Genomic DNA, 15,694 nt, shown 5'->3' with positions numbered 1-15,694 from the left:
TTCGTTTCTTGAATTACTGAAATTGGAATTTGGAATTAGACATATATCGCGAACTCCATTATTGTGCAATGCAACAACAGACCATTCATGGAGGGCATATGTCCACTTTTACCAACACTTACAGCAACAACGACAACTATTTCAGCAACCTGGGCCGCGCCACGCGCGCCTTCCTGGGCGCCCTGCTCGCTTCCAAGCCGTACAGCGAACTGGCACAGAAGGAAGTCATTGCAGCAGGCACCGCCAGCGCCGATACGGAACGCCATGTGCGTCCCAGCCAGCGCGATTTCGCCCTGCTGAACTCGGAAGCGAACCGCTACGAAAAACTGATGCCGAATCTGGCAGCCGAGCTCCGCTTCCTGGCTTCCCGCGGTTAAAAAAACGTCCAGGGCGGCGTTGCCGGCGCCTTGCCGTACTTGCGTACTGTCTTCGGCTGGGCGCCTGGCCCTGGGCGTTTTTTTAGGCTAACACTATATAAACAATTTACTTAACTTACTGGAATTTTTATGATGTTTCTCGAAACCGTACTGGTCGCCGTCGCCGTCGTGGTCACCGGCATCCATTTTTACCTGATCTCGACCGGCAAAGCCCGTTTCTGATCCGGCAGCAGGCAGCAGCCACCCGCCGCACCATGCGGCAGTCGTGTGTAGCAGTACAAGGTGCAGCAATTGTGATGCGTCAGCCTGGCAATCGGTCCAGGCTGGCAAGAGGGAAGTAATCCTGTCCTAGCGCGACGCGGCAGCGTCCACCGGCGTTTCCAGCAGTGGCGGGGTTTGCCCCTTGCGCACGATCTGCACGAAAATCTCATTCTGTTTGACCATGCCCAGCTCATAGCGGGCACGCTCTTCGACGGCGCCCGTACCATCTTTCAGGTCGCGCACTTCGGATTCGAGCTTGGCGTTGCGCGCCTTCAATTCCATGTTCTTTTTATTGGCCACCGCCACTTGGGCTTCCATGTCGGCAACACGCAGCCAGCCGCCTTTACCCAGCCAGAGGGGAAATTGGATCAACAGCAGCAGGGCTGCGAGGGCGAGCGTAATGAGGCGCATGGGACATTCAGTTAAAAAACCGGCCGGAACATCTCCGGCCGGCCAGTGGGTTTTACAGCAGCTTACTTCAGATTATAGAACGCATCGCGTCCTGGATAGCTGGCGATGTCGCCCAGGTCTTCTTCGATGCGCAGCAGCTGGTTGTACTTGGCCATGCGGTCCGAGCGCGACATCGAGCCCGTCTTGATCTGCAGGGCGTTCGTGGCAACGGCGATATCGGCGATGGTCGAGTCTTCCGTTTCGCCCGAGCGGTGCGAAATGACGGCCGTGTAGCCGGCGCGCTTGGCCATTTCGATGGCGGCGAACGTTTCCGTCAGGGTGCCGATCTGGTTGATCTTGATCAGGATCGAGTTGGCGATGCCTTTCGAGATGCCTTCTTTCAGGATCTTGGTGTTGGTGACATACAGGTCGTCGCCGACCAACTGCACTTTCTTGCCCAGTTCCTTGGTGAGGATCGCCCAGCCGTCCCAGTCGCCTTCGTGCATCGCGTCTTCGATCGAGATGATCGGGTACTTGTCGCACCAGGTCGCCAGCAGGTTGGTGAACTCGGTGGCCGTCAGGCTCAGGCCTTCGCCTTCCATTTCGTACTTGCCGTTCTTGTAGAACTCGGACGCGGCGCAATCGAGGCCGATGGCGATCTGCGTGCCTGGCTCGTAGCCTGCTTCTTCGATGGCCTGGATGATCAGCTTGATGGCTTCTTCATGGTTGGCCAGCGATGGCGCGAAACCGCCTTCGTCGCCCACGTTGGTGTTCAGGCCCTTCTTGTGCAGGATCTTTTTCAGCGTGTGGAATACTTCCGCGCCGTAGCGGACGGCTTCCTTGAACGACGGGGCGCCCACGGGAATGATCATGAATTCCTGGATATCCAGGTTGTTGTCGGCGTGCGCGCCGCCGTTGATGACATTCATCATCGGCACTGGCATCTGCATGGCGCCCGAACCGCCGAAATAGCGGTACAGCGGCAAGCCCGCTTCTTCGGCGGCAGCCTTGGCCACGGCCATGGAGACGGCCAGGATGGCGTTGGCGCCCAGGCGCGATTTGTTTTCCGTGCCGTCCAGGTCGATCAGGGTACGGTCCAGGAAAGCCTGTTCATTGGCGTCCAGGCCCATGATGGCTTCGGAGATTTCGGTGTTGATGTTTTCGCATGCTTGCAGCACGCCCTTGCCGAAGTAGCGCTTGGCATCGCCATCGCGCAATTCCACGGCTTCGCGCGAACCGGTCGAGGCACCCGACGGCACGGCCGCACGGCCCATCACGCCCGATTCCAGCAACACATCGCATTCGACGGTCGGATTGCCGCGCGAGTCCAGGATCTCGCGACCGATAATATCAACAATAGCACTCATGTCATTCTCCAAAGTTAAGCGTAACAGGGGCTGCACACTGCGTTCTGATGCGCAATTGCACAAAGTGGGCAAAGAAACTCCCGGCGCAGACTGGCAGGCCGGGAGCTGTCTTACGGGTAATACTGTCGCAATCGACCCGCGTTATTCCGCGGCGGCGTTGGCTTCCTTGTGCGCCAGCGCTGCCTTGATGAACGAGGTAAACAGCGGATGGCCGGTGCGTGGCGTCGATTTGAACTCAGGATGGTATTGCACGCCCATATACCATGGGTGGGCATTTTCACCCGTGCGTGGCAATTCCATGATTTCGCACAAATCTTCGCTCGGCGTGCGGGCCGACACGATCAGGCCAGCCGCTTCGACACGGGCCAGGTAATGATTATTGGCTTCGTAGCGATGGCGGTGACGCTCGGTCACCACGCTGCCGTAGATCTCGGCAGCGAGGGTGCCCGGATTAACGGCGCAGGTCTGCGCGCCCAGGCGCATGGTACCGCCCAGGTCCGAGTTTTCATCGCGCAACTCGACTTTACCATCGTGGTTTTGCCACTCATTGATCAGCGCAACGACAGGTTGATCCGTATCAAGGTCGAACTCGGTCGAATTCGCGTTCGGCATGCCTGCCTTGTTGCGCGCGTATTCGATCAGGGCCACTTGCATGCCCAGGCAGATGCCCAGGTAAGGGATCTTGTTTTCACGGGCGAACTGGGCGGCCTTGATCTTGCCTTCCACGCCGCGCTTGCCGAAGCCGCCCGGTACCAGGATGGCATCGTACTTGGCCAGGTTGTCGCAACCCGTCGTTTCGATTTCTTCCGAATCGATGTACTCGATGTTGACGCGGCTTTCCGTGTGGATGCCTGCGTGGCGCAGCGCTTCGATCAGCGACTTGTACGACTCGGTCAGTTCGACATACTTGCCGACCATGCCGACGGTCACTTCCGCCTTCGGGTGTTCCATCGTGTAGATCAGCTTGCTCCAGATCGACAGGTCGGCCGGTGCAGGATCGAGGTCCAGCGCGTCGCAGATGATCTTGTCGAGGCCCTGGTCGTGCAGCATCTGCGGCACTTTGTAGATGGTGTCGACATCCCACACGGAAATGACGGCGTCTTCCTCGATGTTCGAGAACAGCGAGATTTTCGCGCGCTCGTCTTCCGGGATGGCGCGGTCGGCGCGGCACAGCAATGCGTTTGGCAAGATGCCGATTTCGCGCAGCTTCTGTACCGAGTGCTGGGTCGGCTTGGTTTTCAGTTCACCGGCCGAGGCGATGTAAGGCACCAGGGTCAGGTGGACGAACGCCGTGTTCTTGCGGCCGGCGCGCAGGCTCAGCTGGCGCGCCGCTTCCAGGAATGGCAAGGATTCGATATCGCCGACGGTGCCGCCGATTTCGCACAGGGCCACGTCGTAGCCTTCGGCGCCACGGCGGATGTAATCCTGGATTTCATTGGTGATATGCGGAATCACCTGCACGGTCTTGCCCAGATATTCGCCCCGGCGTTCCTTGCGGATCACCGATTCATAGATCTGGCCAGTGGTGAAGTTATTCACCTTTTTCATGCGGGTGGAAATGAAGCGCTCGTAGTGACCGAGGTCGAGGTCGGTTTCGGCCCCGTCGTCGGTAACGAATACTTCACCGTGTTGCATAGGGCTCATCGTGCCAGGATCGACGTTGATATACGGGTCGAGCTTGAGCATGGTGACTTTAAGGCCGCGCGATTCGAGGATCGCGGCGAGGGAGGCGGCGGCAATCCCTTTACCAAGGGAAGACACAACGCCACCAGTGACGAAGACAAATTTGGTCATTGCAGATGGTGCCGAACGGCACGTGCGGGAAATTGAAATTATACACTAAAGCCCGCCTGCGTCGCCCCCCGCGCGTGGAAATTTGCGCCAAATGCCGACTATCGCTCCCCCTCCTGCTGTCTACGCACAACAAAATTGCGCACTGGCAATAATTGAAATATTTCCAATTCCATACTTTGTGTGGGAGACCGAACAGACCCTGCCGCGCCCCGGCCGCAGACTGGGATTTTTCAACAGGAGGTCCATCATGAGCTACGAAGAACGCGACGCCTACGGCATGTATGTCAACCGCGGCCACAAAGGCCCCGGCCCTGAACTGATGGGTGCCGACACCCTGATCGGCGACCATGTGCACAACGCCAAGGATGAACACCTGGGCGAAATCAAGGAAATCATGATCGACATGCGCAGCGGCAAGATTGCCTATGCCGTCATGTCGCACGGCGGCGTCTTCACCATCGGCGAAAAGCTGTTCGCCGTGCCGTGGGAAGCGCTGCTGCTCGACACCGTCAACAAGCGCTTCACCTTGAACGTCGACAAGGAACGCATTGAAAACGCGCCCGGCTTCGACACGGATAACTGGCCGAACATGGCCGATACCACGTGGGTCAATTCCATCCACAGCTACTACGGCACCACGCCGCGTTGATAACACCTGACAAAACTTACTGCGCGGTGCGCTTTGCGGCCGGCGATGCTCACTGTGCCATAGCACAGCTGCGCTTCTCGGCCACAAATCACATCCGCTCGCTACAGTTTTGTCAGGCGTCGCAGCTTTGCTAAAAAACTAGAAGCGGTATTCCAGCCCCGCCACATACGTCCTGCCCCGCGCCGTGCTCAGCGGCGTGTTGTCCTGCGACTGGGACGGCATCGAGTTCAAGCGGTTCAGCGCTTCCGAGAAATCCTTGTTCATGGCGTTCTGCACGGACAGGCGCAGGAAAAGGTTCTTGCTGACCTGGTAGCTGGCGTACAGGTCGATCACGGCCGGAATCTTCGGATTGTCCACCTTCGTCACTTCGCCCGTCGCCTCGTCCGCTTCATTGTCCGGCGACAAGCGGCGGTTCGAACCCGTGTGCTTGAGGATGGCGCCCACTTCCAGTTTGTTGTCCAGCAGACGCGTGCCCACGTCGAGGTTGTAGTACGTGCTGGGCAGCTCGCTGATGTCGGCCGCGCCAAACCACGCGCTGGCGATCGAGGTGGGCTGGCTGGTCTTTTCGCGCGTGTACGACAGGCGCGCAAAAGCCGGGCCCAGCTGGTACTGCGCTTCCAGCTCCCACCCGCGCGAGTGCACGGGCGTGGCCGAGTTGATGTAGATATACATATTGGTCACATAGTCATCCACATTCTGCCAGTCCTTGGCGATCACTTCCGCGATATTGCACTTGCGTCCGCTGTCGCACACGAGGAAGGACTGGCTGGTGATATAGCCGTCGATCTTGCTCTTGAAATACAGGGCCTTGAAGTTCAGCGCGTCATTGGCGCTCAGCAAGCCATGCAAGCTGGAATTAAAGCCCAGCTGGTAAGTGCTGGCCCGCTCGCCCTTCAGGAACGGGTTCATCGACGCCCCGCCGTCATTCGAGAAAAATACTTCCTGCGGATTCGGCCCGCGCATGGTGCGCTCGGCGCTGGCAAACGGCTGGAACCACGGCGTCACCTGGGCGGAAACGAGCAGCGAGGGATTGATGCCATGCTCCTTGAGCGCAATATTGCTTGCCCCTTGCGGGAAGCACTGCACGCGCAAGTCGCAGGCAGGTTTGTAGCCCGTCAAGTTGAAGTGCGTGTAATTGAGGCCCGCATTGACCTGGTAGATGCCGCGATTGTATTGCAGGCCCGCATACAGGCTGTTGATCTTTTGCACGCCCTCGGGACCAAACGTATTGTTTTCGATCGATTGCTGGTTGGCATCCGGATTGTCGGGATCGTCGACCAGGCTTTCCACGTGCTTGCTGTACTTGTTGCGCATCAGTTTGCCGCCGATGGTCACCAGCGCATCGCCGCCCGCCAGCTTGAAGCTGCTGGTGTTGTTGATGTCGAGAGCATCCGCGCGGTTGGCCGCGTTGGTGTTGATAAAGTTGGTCAGCGCCTCGGGCATGTATTTCTGGTTGCCGCGGCTGCTGCTGGCCACCACATTGAAATCGATCAATTCCGAAAACGGCGTGTAGTGGTATTTGACGTAGTAGTCATCGCTCTGGATATCGCGGCGCGTAAACGTGTTGCGGTAATCGCGCGCCGACAGTTCCAGGGAGTGGAAGTCGCTCAATTTCAGGTCCAGCTTGAGCAGCTGCGACTTGGGCTTCTGCTTGTAGTAGCGGTTGTAGCCGAAACCGAATTCCTCGCTGTTGACGCCCTTGGCATTCTTGTAGTTGTTGCCGATCACGCTGGCACTGGTGGCGGCCATGAAGCCCACGCTGCCGCCGTCGAAGGCGGGATTTTTCATGGCCACGGCCAGCATGGCGCTGCGTCCCACGCCGTTATTGCCGGTGGACATCTTCGTGCGCGCCCCCGTTTTTTCGCCGGCAAACACGACGTCATCGACGCCGATGGTGCGGAAATTGGCGCTGCCGGCCAGCGCATTGACGCCGTCGCCGCCGACCACATTACCGCGCGACACGTCCACGCCGATGATGAAGTTCGGGTCGATCAGGGCGCCGAACTGACTGCTGGGCACGCCGCCATGCGACACGGACGACGGCGCGCTGCCATAGTAATTCTGGCTCACGCCATCGACCATCATGTTGACGCGCCCCAGGCCCGACAGGCCGCGGATGTTGACGCTGACGGCGCCCTGCGCCGGATCGATCTGCGTGAACGTGCCCGGCATGCTGCGCACGATCTGGTCGACGCTCTGCAGGCGCGTATCGGCCCCGCGCGCGCTGACGGCGCCCGGTTTTTCCAGCGCCTGCCGTTCCGCCGGCACGGCCTCGCCCGACACATTCAGCGGAGAAAATTCCACCTTGCCGCGCTCCTGTGACTGCGACTGCGACTGCGCCCCAGCCTGCTGCGCCAGCAACGCCACGCAGACGCCCACGGCTTGCGCCATCTTCTTGATATGCATACACCCTCGATTTGTTATGGATAGATTTTTTAATGAAAAGCAATCGGCATCCTCATGCCTGGTCTTGTCCGGGTTCCAGCTTGAACGAGACGGGCAAGGTGACGGTCACCGTGCCCTGGTGCAGGACGTTGTCGGGCGGCGCCGGCAACGGTTGCGCGCGCTGCAGCACTTGCAGCGCTTCGCGGTCGAGCAGCACCGTACCCGACGACGTGACCAGTTCGCTGGCCAGCAGCTTGCCGTCGCGGTCCACCTGGAAGCGCACCCAGGCGGCGCCGGCCCGCTTGCGCTGGCGCGCGTCGCCCGGATAGCGCTTGAAACGGGCCAGATGGCTGAGCACGCGGCTTTGCCAGCTGGCGGGCGCCGCGCTGCTTGACGGCGTGTCGCTGTCGAACGGCGCCGCCTGCGGCCCGCGCACGGCGGCGGGCGCCGGCGTGGCACTGCTGCTGGCTTGCGCCGGCACGGACGATGTTTCCCTGGTGGTCTCCTTGGTTGGCTCCGGCGACGGACTGGCTGCCGCCTGCGCGGCCTTTTCCGCCGCGACGATGTCCGGTGCGGCGGTGCGCGCCAGCACGGGCAGCGCCTCTTGCCGGGCCGTGCTCTTTGCCGGCCGGGCATCGCTGGACGCGGCCGACTGGCGCGCGCCCACGGCCTGCGCGACCTGCGTTTCCGGCGACATCGCCTGCGCGGCAAACACCACCATCACGCTGGCGGCCGGATGGGCGGGCGCCACGGCAACGGGCTGCCAGCCAGCCCACAGCAGCAATGCCAGCGCCGTGGCGACCACCAGCGCCGTGGCGATGCCCCAGCTCAATAGGGGCCGCGGCGCCAGCGTGGACGGCGCACTCACCCGCCCTCCCGGCCGACCAGGCCCACTTTCAGATAACCGGCCTGGCGCAGCGCATCCATCACGCCCAGCACGTCTTCATACGCGGCCTGCTTGTCGGCCTGGAAAAACAAGGTGCGCTGGCGGTCGCCGCCCGTCTCGGCATCGAGCAAACGGCCCAGCTGCTCGCGCGCCACGGGCGACTCGCCCAGGTACAGGCTGCGGTCCGCCTTCAGCGACACGAACAGCGGTTTTTCGGGACGGGGCTCGGGCTTGGCCGTGGCGGCCGGCAAGTCGATTTTCAGGTCGACGGTGGCCAGCGGCGAGACCACCATGAAAATGATCAGCAGCACCAGCATCACGTCGATAAAGGGCGTGACATTGATCTCGCAGAGCTCCGGCATGTCGGCCGCGTCGTCGTCCGGCGCAGGAAAAAGGGATGCCATGGCTCAGGCCTGCTTGCGCGTGTCGAGGTCGCGGCTCAGCATCAGCAGCACTTGCGCGGAAGCGGCGCGCAGCTGCGCCTTGTACTGGTTGATGCCGCGGCTCAAGACGTTATAGATGACGACGGCGGGAATCGCCGCCACCAGGCCCAGGGCGGTGGCCAGCAAGGCTTCCGCGATACCGGGCGCCACTGTCGCCAGGTTCGTGCTCTGGCTGACGGCGATGCCGATGAAACTGTTCATGATGCCCCACACGGTGCCGAACAGGCCGACAAACGGCGCCACGGCGCCTATGCTGGCCAGCAAGCCTATGCCCTGCGTCATGGCGCGCACCTGCTGCGCGATCCACTGTTCCTGGCGAAAGCCGGCCCGCTCCTTCAGGGCCGCCGCCGGCGCATGCGCGTGCGACAGGCTCAGCTCCTGCTGCACGTCATCGAGCAGCTGCTGCGCCAGCGAGCGTTTGCCGGCGCCCTCCACTTTCGCAACAGCGTCCGGCAGGGAGGCGGCCGTCTTGAGCACGGCGACGGCTTGCGCCGCTTCGCGCCCCGCTGTCAGCAAGCTGGCGCCCTTCACCAGCAAGACCACCCAGGTGGCCAGCGCGGCAAGCAATAAACCGATGAGCACGCTTTTGACGACCTGGTCGGCAGCGAAGAACATGCCCAGCGGCGACATGTCGTGCGGCAAGGCGGACGCTTGCGCCGTGGCATGGAACAAGGAAAGAAACACGCCGCCGGCGGCGTTGATATGGAACAAAGGGATACGCATGAAAGCTTCAGTAGTTAACAGGCATGGCTGCGCCAACGGCGCGCACGCGCATGCAAAAAAATCGGACGGACTACCTGGCTGCTGCGGGGGAGCTTGCTGGGGAAGAGTGCCGGGCTGAACGCCCGGCGGAGGTGAAACGGCTTACTTGGCGCTGGCGACGGCTGCAGTTGCTGCAACTGGCGGCGTGAACCACACGAAGTCCGCCTGCGGCGCCTGCACGGCGGCGCCCTGCTGCGCCAGCACCAGCACCAGCGGCGCGGGGCCGCCCGTCAAGTCCTGCACGTGCAGCGGCACGCCCAAGTCCTTGTGCGCATGGTAGGCGCCGGCGATCAGCACGGCCGGCGCGGGCGCAGCCAGCAGGCGCTCGGCCATGCGGCGGTCGCGCTGCTGCTGCACCGACAGCATGGCGGCCAGGCGCGGCTCGTCGATCTGGTTGTCATGCATGACGCGGATGATGTCCTTCAATTTGTCATGCACCTTGCCATCGTTGGCCAGGTTCGAATGCTTGCCCTGCACGGCCGGCTTGTCGATAAACAGTTGCTTGATTTCGCTGCGGTCCAGGTTGGCCGACCAGACGGGATACGGCGCGCGCATCACGGTCATCACCAGGTCGCCATATTGCTCCCACTTCCAGCTGGGCTGCCAGGCCAGCAGTTCGGCCACGTGCTCGGGGCGCACGACGGGGTCCGTCTGCAGCCACGGCTTGACCTTGTCCACCTTGGCTTGCTGGTCCGGGTTCAGCATTTCCAGCAGCACGCTGCCTTGCGGGCGCTGGCCATGCAATTGCTGCAGCAGCCATTGCTCGATCTTGTGATGGCTGAGCTGGTCATGCTGCTCGCCGACGATGACCCGGGGCGCGGCGGCCAGCTGGGCCAGCAATTGCTCGGCGCTCAGGCGCTGGCCGCTGCGCAGGTCGACGATTTCGCCCAGCTGGCGCACGTCTTGCGTGGCGGCGGAAGCGGTACCGGCGGCGGCGTCAGTCGCTGGAGCCACGCTGCTGCAGGCGCTCAGGGCCAGCACGCAGGCGGGCAGGACGGCGGAGAAGGACAGGGGGAATTTCATGGCATGGCCTTTCGGGTTGAAGCACGCATTGCAAAATAACTACTGGCGGGCATTTTAATAGAAATGATTCTCATTTACAACCAAGACACGACGAACCATGCAGATTTTTTTACAACTGGCAAAAATCAATATGGTGCTTCGGTGAAATATCCGGACGCGGAGTAGAATAAAAAAAACGGAGGACTTGCGTGAATCAAACTGACCAGTTGGCGGTACTGAAAAAACCGCTGCCCGTATCCCTTGCTGCCGTACTTTCCCTGATCTTTGCCGACCGCTTTTCCATGACGCAAGCCATGCGCGCCCACCATGGCCGCGACGAGTCGAGCTATCCCCCCATGCTGCCGGACGCCGTCATCTTCGCCCATTCCACCGAGGAAGTGGCGGCCGCCGTCAAACTGTGCAGCGCGCACGACGTGCCCGTCATCGCCTATGGCAGCGGCACCTCGCTGGAAGGCCACGTGCTGGCCCTGCATGGCGGCGTGACGATTGATCTGTCGCAAATGAACCAGATGGTAGCCGTGCATGGTGAAGACTTGACGGCCACCGTGCAGGCGGGCGTGACGCGCAAGCAACTGAACGAGGAGCTGCGCGACACGGGCCTGTTCTTCCCCATCGACCCGGGCGCCAATGCATCCTTGGGCGGCATGGCGGCCACGCGCGCCTCGGGCACGAATGCCGTGCGCTACGGCACCATGCGCGAAAACGTGCTGGCCCTGACGGTGGTGACGGCCGATGGCCGCATCATCAAGACGGGGACCAGGGCGAAAAAATCGTCGGCCGGCTACGACCTGACGCGCTTGTTCGTCGGCAGCGAAGGCACCTTGGGCATCATCACGGAAGTGACGGTGAAACTGTATCCGCTGCCGGGAGCGATCTCGGCGGCCGTGTGTTCGTTCCCCGGCACGGGCGAGGCCGTCAGCGCCGTGATCCAGACCATCCAGATGGGTATTCCCGTGGCCAGGGTCGAGTTTCTCGATGAAAATGGCGTCAAGGCCATCAATGCCTACGACAAGATGGCCTTGCCGCAAAAGCCGCTGTTGCTGTTTGAATTCCACGGCACGCCGGCCAGCGTGGCTGAGCAGGCGCAGCTGGTGCAAGCCATTACGGCGGAACACGGCGCCAGCGATTTCGAGTGGGCCAGCCGTCCCGAAGACCGCTCGCGCCTGTGGGCCGCGCGCCACAACGCATACTTTGCCCTGCTGCAGATGCGCCCCGGCAGCCGCGCCATTTCCACCGATTGCTGCGTGCCCATTTCGCGCCTGGCCGAATGCATCCTCGCCACCCAGGCCGATTGCGAAGCGCAAGGCCTCGTCTACGCCATCATCGGCCACGTGGGCGACGGCAATTTCCACGTGCAGATGCTGGTCGACCCGGACGACCCGAGCGACATCGCGCGCGCGGAAAAGGTCAACAGCGACATGGTCACGCGCGCCATCGGCATGGACGGCACGTGCACGGGAGAACACGGCGTGGGCATGCACAAGATGGCCTTCCTCGTGGAAGAACATGGCGAAGGCGCCATCGACACCATGCGTGCCCTCAAGCATGCGCTGGACCCGAAGAACATCATGAATCCGGGGAAGATCGTGCGCTGGTAAATAAGCGCCATAAGCCTGCAAGCAAAAACTGGGGTCAGACCCGCCGGGTCTGACCCCGGCCCTTGCCGTCGGGTTATTTTTACAACTCCATGCGCATCGGCACGAAAGCGATGCCGCCCGTCTCCACCTTGGGTCCCGTGGCAACAAAGCCCAGGCTTTGGTACAGGGGCAAGGCGTAGGCCGAGGAATTGACGGTAAACGCCGTGACATTCCCCCTGGCCAAGGACGCATCGCGGGCGGCCTGCCACAGGCGGCGCGCCATGCCGCGCCGGTGCAGCGCGCGCGGCACGAACATGTGGAACAGATGCGTGTGGTCGCGCATGGCCACCACGCCGGCCAGCTCGCCGTCGATATGCGCGAGCTGGTAGGCATAGCGCAGATCGGACAGGTAGCCTTCGATGGCTGGCTGGCGGCAATGTTCGATGAACTTGTCCGCCCCCGCGCCGTCCGGGTGCAGGGTCAAAAAGGGCATCAGGTCGTCGATCAGGGCGACGATGGCGGGCGCGTCGGCGACCAGGGCGGGACGCATGATCGGTTCGGGTAATGTGGTCATCTTCAAATAATGCCATGCCCTCCTATCCACCGGCAACTCTCAGCAGAAATCGCGGCTGCTGGTTCTCAAGCGTCCCAGCAGGTGCGACATGTCGACCAGGCGCTTGGCCACCAGGTTGCGCACGATGCCCTCGCGCTGCCACACGCCGTACACGCCCAGCAGCGGCGCGCTCAGCACTTCGCGCCGCTGGCTTTCCACCAGGTCGGGCCAGACGATGACGTTGACGGTGCCCGTCTCGTCTTCCAGGGTCATGAAGATGACGCCCTTGGCCGTGCCCGGACGCTGGCGCACGGTGACGATGCCGCAGGCGCGCGCCAGCTGGCCATCCGTGTAGCTGGCCAGCGCGGACGCGGGCATGAAACGCTGTTCCAGCAATTGCCTGCGCAGCAGCGCCAGCGGATGGCGGCCCAGGGTCAGGCCTTGCGCGCGGTAATCGCTGACGATACTTTCCCCTTCCGTGGGCGCGGCCAGCACGGGCAAGTCTTCCTCGTGCGTGGTGACGCGCAGCAAGTCCCTGTCGGGCACGGCGCCGGCCGCCTGCCACAGCGCCTCGCGCCGGTGGCCGGCCAGCGCGTGCAGGGCGTTGCCGGCCGCCAGCACCTGCAAGTCATGGCGGTCCAGGCCGCCGCGCCGCGCCAGGTCGGCCACGTCGACGAAGGCGGCGATGGCGCGCGCATCCTCGATGCGCCGGGCGGCCTCCACGCGCATGCCGAACAGGCTGTTCAAGCCCAGGCGCACGGCGGGCGCGGCGCCCTGCCCGTCTTCCAATTCCGCTTCCCAGCCGCTGACGGCCACGTCGACAGGCAGCACTTGCACGCCATGCCGGCGCGCATCCTGCACCAGTTGCGAGGGGCTGTAAAAACCCATGGGCTGGCTGTTGAGCAAGGCGCACAGGAAGGCGGACGGCTCGTGGCATTTCAGCCAGGAACTGGCGTACGTGAGCAGCGCGAAACTGGCCGCGTGCGACTCGGGAAAGCCGTATTCGCCAAAGCCTTCGATCTGGCTGAAGATAGCCTCGGCAAACTCCTTGTCGTAACCATTCTTCACCATGGCATTGACGATGCGGTCATGGTAATTGTTCATGCCGCCCTTGCGTTTCCAGGCCGCCATGGCGCGCCGCAACTGGTCCGCTTCGCCGGGCGTGAAACCGGCCGCGATGATGGCCACCTGCATCACCTGCTCCTGGAAGATGGGAATGCCCAGGGTGCGCCCCAGCGCCTTTTCCAGGCCCTTCGGATAGTCGACCGCTTCCTTCTGCTGGCGCCGCTGCAGATACGGATGCACCATGCCGCCCTGGATGGGGCCGGGACGCACGAGCGCCACCTCGATGACAAGGTCGTAGAATTCGCGGGGACGCAGCCGGGGCAGCATGCTCATCTGCGCGCGCGACTCGATCTGGAATACGCCGATGGTATCGGCCTCGCACATCATGTCGTAGGTGGCGGGGTCTTCGGCAGGAATATCCTGCAGGCGGAGTGGCTCGCCGCGCCGCGCACCGACCAGTTCCAGGGCGCGGCGCAGAGCCGACAGCATGCCCAGCGCCAGCACGTCGACCTTCATCAAGCCCAGTTCCTCGAGGTCGTTCTTGTCCCACTCGATGACGCTGCGCTCGGCCATGGCCGCGTTTTCAATCGGTACCAGGCGCGACAATTTTCCTTGCGCGATGACAAAGCCGCCCGGATGCTGCGACAAATGGCGGGGAAAGCCCAGCAGCTGCTGCGCCAGGCCGGCCCACTGCTGCGACAATGCCGCTTCCGGGTCCAGCCCGCATTCGGCCAGGCGCTCCAGCAGATCGCGCTTGCCGTCGAACCAGCGGTGCGCCTTGGCCACTTTTTCCACGATGGCCAGGTCGATCCCCAGCGCCCGGCCGCTGTCGCGCAAGGCGCTTTTGGGCCGGTAGCTGATCACTACGGCCGCCAGCGCGGCCCGCTCGCGCCCATACTTGCCATAGATATATTGAATCACTTCTTCGCGCCGCTGGTGCTCGAAGTCGACGTCGATGTCGGGCGGCTCGTTGCGCTCGCGCGACATGAAGCGCCCGACCAGGGAATTGCCGCGCGCCGGGTCCACTTCCGTGATGTGCAGGCAATAACAGACGGCCGAATTGGCGGCCGACCCCCTGCCCTGGCACAGGATGTTTTGCGAACGGGCAAAGCGCACGATGTCGTACACGGTCAAAAAGTAGGCTTCATACGACAGCTCCGCGATCAGTTCCAGCTCCTGTTCGACCTGCTGCTGCACGTTGGCCGGGATGCCCAGCGGAAAGCGGAGCCGCGCGCCCGCGTACGTTTCCTCGCGCAAATACGTCGCCGGCGTATGGCCGTGCGGCACCAGTTCGTCGGGATAGTCATAGTGCAAGCTGTCGAGGGAAAATGTGCACAGGTCCGCGATGCGCAGGGTTTCCGCCAGCGCCTGCGGCGGATACACATTGGCCAGGCGCAAGCGCGCGCGCAGATGCTGCTCCGCGTTTTGCGCCAGCGCATAGCCGCACTCGCCCACGGGTTTGCCCACGCGTATCGCACACAAGGTGTCGAGCAAGGGCTTGCGCGAACGCACATGCATGCACACATGGCCGACAGCCACCACGGGCAAGCCCAGCGCCTGTGCCGCGTCCTGCACGGCAAGGCGGTGCGCGTCATCCTGCGCCCGCTGCAGCAGGTTCAGGCCTATCCAGCTGCGCTCGTCCCCAAAGGTCGATAGCATCCACTCTCCCTGCGCGTGCAGCGTCCCCGGCTGGGCCGGATAGCTGGGCAGCAAGATCATCAGACAGCCCGGCAATCCCCGCAAATGGGCACCCTCCTCCGACGGCGCGGCGAAATCACCGGGCGTCAGCAGATAGCGGCCCTTGGCCGCCCGCGTGCGCGCCATGGTGATCAGTTCCGACAAGTTGCCGTAGCCATCGCGGTCCCGCACCAGCGCCAGCAGGGACGGCCCCGGACTGCCGTCGGCCTGCGTCAAGTGAAAATGCGCGCCGATAATCAAGGGAAAACCAGCCCGCTTGGCCGTCGCATGGGCGCGCACGACACCGGCCAGCGAGCACTCGTCCGTGATGGCCAGCGCCCGGTAAGCAAGCTGGACAGCGCGCGCCACCAGCTCTTCCGCATGCGAGGCCCCATGCAGGAAGCTGAAATTGCTCAGGCAGTACAACTCAGCATACTCGGGCAGGACTGCGCTCCCCATGATCCACCTCAATACTGTATATAAAC

At 62.6% G+C, this 15,694-nt stretch carries 13 protein-coding genes; 3 read left to right on the top strand and 10 right to left on the bottom strand.

Features of this window, described 5'->3' with window-relative positions:
- Positions 1-98 precede the first annotated feature (98 nt).
- Positions 99-377: a hypothetical protein gene (locus tag VPH41_RS05125; RefSeq protein ID WP_287779048.1), complete on the top strand. Its 279-nt coding sequence runs from the start codon at positions 99-101 to the stop codon at positions 375-377.
- Positions 378-725: 348 nt separating this feature from the next.
- On the opposite strand, the gene ftsB is transcribed toward VPH41_RS05125, so the two are convergent.
- From ftsB to VPH41_RS05110, 3 genes are all read right to left on the bottom strand, one after another.
- On the bottom strand, positions 726-1,049 hold the full coding sequence (gene ftsB, locus VPH41_RS05120; RefSeq protein WP_328569161.1) for a cell division protein FtsB: 324 nt from the start codon (positions 1,047-1,049) through the stop codon (positions 726-728).
- Positions 1,050-1,111: 62 nt separating this feature from the next.
- Positions 1,112-2,395 (bottom strand): phosphopyruvate hydratase, encoded by a 1,284-nt coding sequence (gene eno / locus VPH41_RS05115; protein ID WP_070260371.1) that lies wholly within the window; start codon positions 2,393-2,395, stop codon positions 1,112-1,114.
- A gap of 141 nt (positions 2,396-2,536) precedes the next feature.
- The gene (locus VPH41_RS05110) at positions 2,537-4,189 is read right to left on the bottom strand and encodes a CTP synthase (RefSeq protein ID WP_152258329.1); all 1,653 of its coding nucleotides are present in this window, start codon (positions 4,187-4,189) and stop codon (positions 2,537-2,539) included.
- 247 nt (positions 4,190-4,436) lie between these two features.
- Between VPH41_RS05110 and VPH41_RS05105 the strand changes: the two genes are divergently transcribed.
- Positions 4,437-4,838, top strand: coding sequence for a PRC-barrel domain-containing protein (locus VPH41_RS05105; protein ID WP_070260375.1), 402 nt, complete (start codon positions 4,437-4,439; stop codon positions 4,836-4,838).
- A gap of 138 nt (positions 4,839-4,976) precedes the next feature.
- Here VPH41_RS05105 and VPH41_RS05100 read toward each other — a convergent pair whose 3' ends face one another.
- From VPH41_RS05100 to VPH41_RS05080, 5 genes are all read right to left on the bottom strand, one after another.
- Positions 4,977-7,244, bottom strand: coding sequence for a TonB-dependent receptor domain-containing protein (locus tag VPH41_RS05100; RefSeq protein ID WP_328569160.1), 2,268 nt, complete (start codon positions 7,242-7,244; stop codon positions 4,977-4,979).
- A gap of 52 nt (positions 7,245-7,296) precedes the next feature.
- Positions 7,297-8,091, bottom strand: coding sequence for an energy transducer TonB family protein (locus VPH41_RS05095; protein ID WP_328569159.1), 795 nt, complete (start codon positions 8,089-8,091; stop codon positions 7,297-7,299).
- Positions 8,088-8,513 carry a TonB system transport protein ExbD gene (gene exbD / locus VPH41_RS05090; RefSeq protein WP_152284160.1) on the bottom strand — a complete coding sequence of 142 codons (426 nt, stop codon included), beginning with the start codon at positions 8,511-8,513 and terminating at the stop codon, positions 8,088-8,090. Before exbD ends, VPH41_RS05095 begins: the two co-directional genes overlap by 4 nt.
- A 3-nt stretch (positions 8,514-8,516) precedes the next feature.
- A complete protein-coding gene (gene exbB, locus VPH41_RS05085) occupies positions 8,517-9,275 on the bottom strand; it encodes a tonB-system energizer ExbB (protein ID WP_328569158.1) in 759 nt (252 codons plus the stop codon).
- A gap of 141 nt (positions 9,276-9,416) precedes the next feature.
- On the bottom strand, positions 9,417-10,337 hold the full coding sequence (locus tag VPH41_RS05080; protein ID WP_328569157.1) for a ChaN family lipoprotein: 921 nt from the start codon (positions 10,335-10,337) through the stop codon (positions 9,417-9,419).
- 188 nt (positions 10,338-10,525) lie between these two features.
- Here VPH41_RS05080 and VPH41_RS05075 point away from each other — a divergent pair, with 188 nt between their 5' ends.
- Positions 10,526-11,935 carry an FAD-binding oxidoreductase gene (locus VPH41_RS05075; RefSeq protein WP_442906217.1) on the top strand — a complete coding sequence of 470 codons (1,410 nt, stop codon included), beginning with the start codon at positions 10,526-10,528 and terminating at the stop codon, positions 11,933-11,935.
- A gap of 79 nt (positions 11,936-12,014) precedes the next feature.
- On the opposite strand, the gene VPH41_RS05070 is transcribed toward VPH41_RS05075, so the two are convergent.
- Both VPH41_RS05070 and VPH41_RS05065 read right to left on the bottom strand, forming a co-directional pair.
- Entirely contained in the window at positions 12,015-12,488 is a 474-nt protein-coding gene (locus VPH41_RS05070; RefSeq protein ID WP_328569156.1) for a GNAT family N-acetyltransferase, read from the bottom strand.
- Between the two features lie 39 nt (positions 12,489-12,527).
- Positions 12,528-15,668 (bottom strand): error-prone DNA polymerase, encoded by a 3,141-nt coding sequence (locus VPH41_RS05065; RefSeq protein ID WP_328569155.1) that lies wholly within the window; start codon positions 15,666-15,668, stop codon positions 12,528-12,530.
- Positions 15,669-15,694: the final 26 nt, after the last annotated feature.

Origin of the sequence: Janthinobacterium sp. P210006 (genome assembly GCF_036231885.1) — a bacterium.
Taxonomy (GTDB): Bacteria; Pseudomonadota; Gammaproteobacteria; order Burkholderiales; family Burkholderiaceae_D; genus Janthinobacterium; species Janthinobacterium violaceinigrum.
Note: the sequence above shows the minus strand (reverse complement) of the source record. Positions and strands in the feature narration are given on the sequence as shown.

Bases quoted from the DNA above. Each gene is read 5' to 3' on its own strand.
- VPH41_RS05125 (WP_287779048.1), top strand. From the start codon at position 99: ATGTCCACTTTTACCAACACTTACAGCAACAACGACAACTATTTCAGC.
- ftsB (WP_328569161.1), bottom strand. From the start codon at position 1,049: ATGCGCCTCATTACGCTCGCCCTCGCAGCCCTGCTGCTGTTGATCCAA.
- eno (WP_070260371.1), bottom strand. From the start codon at position 2,395: ATGAGTGCTATTGTTGATATTATCGGTCGCGAGATCCTGGACTCGCGC.
- VPH41_RS05110 (WP_152258329.1), bottom strand. From the start codon at position 4,189: ATGACCAAATTTGTCTTCGTCACTGGTGGCGTTGTGTCTTCCCTTGGT.
- VPH41_RS05105 (WP_070260375.1), top strand. From the start codon at position 4,437: ATGAGCTACGAAGAACGCGACGCCTACGGCATGTATGTCAACCGCGGC.
- VPH41_RS05100 (WP_328569160.1), bottom strand. From the start codon at position 7,244: ATGCATATCAAGAAGATGGCGCAAGCCGTGGGCGTCTGCGTGGCGTTG.
- exbD (WP_152284160.1), bottom strand. From the start codon at position 8,513: ATGGCATCCCTTTTTCCTGCGCCGGACGACGACGCGGCCGACATGCCG.
- exbB (WP_328569158.1), bottom strand. From the start codon at position 9,275: ATGCGTATCCCTTTGTTCCATATCAACGCCGCCGGCGGCGTGTTTCTT.
- VPH41_RS05080 (WP_328569157.1), bottom strand. From the start codon at position 10,337: ATGAAATTCCCCCTGTCCTTCTCCGCCGTCCTGCCCGCCTGCGTGCTG.
- VPH41_RS05070 (WP_328569156.1), bottom strand. From the start codon at position 12,488: ATGACCACATTACCCGAACCGATCATGCGTCCCGCCCTGGTCGCCGAC.
- VPH41_RS05065 (WP_328569155.1), bottom strand. From the start codon at position 15,668: ATGGGGAGCGCAGTCCTGCCCGAGTATGCTGAGTTGTACTGCCTGAGC.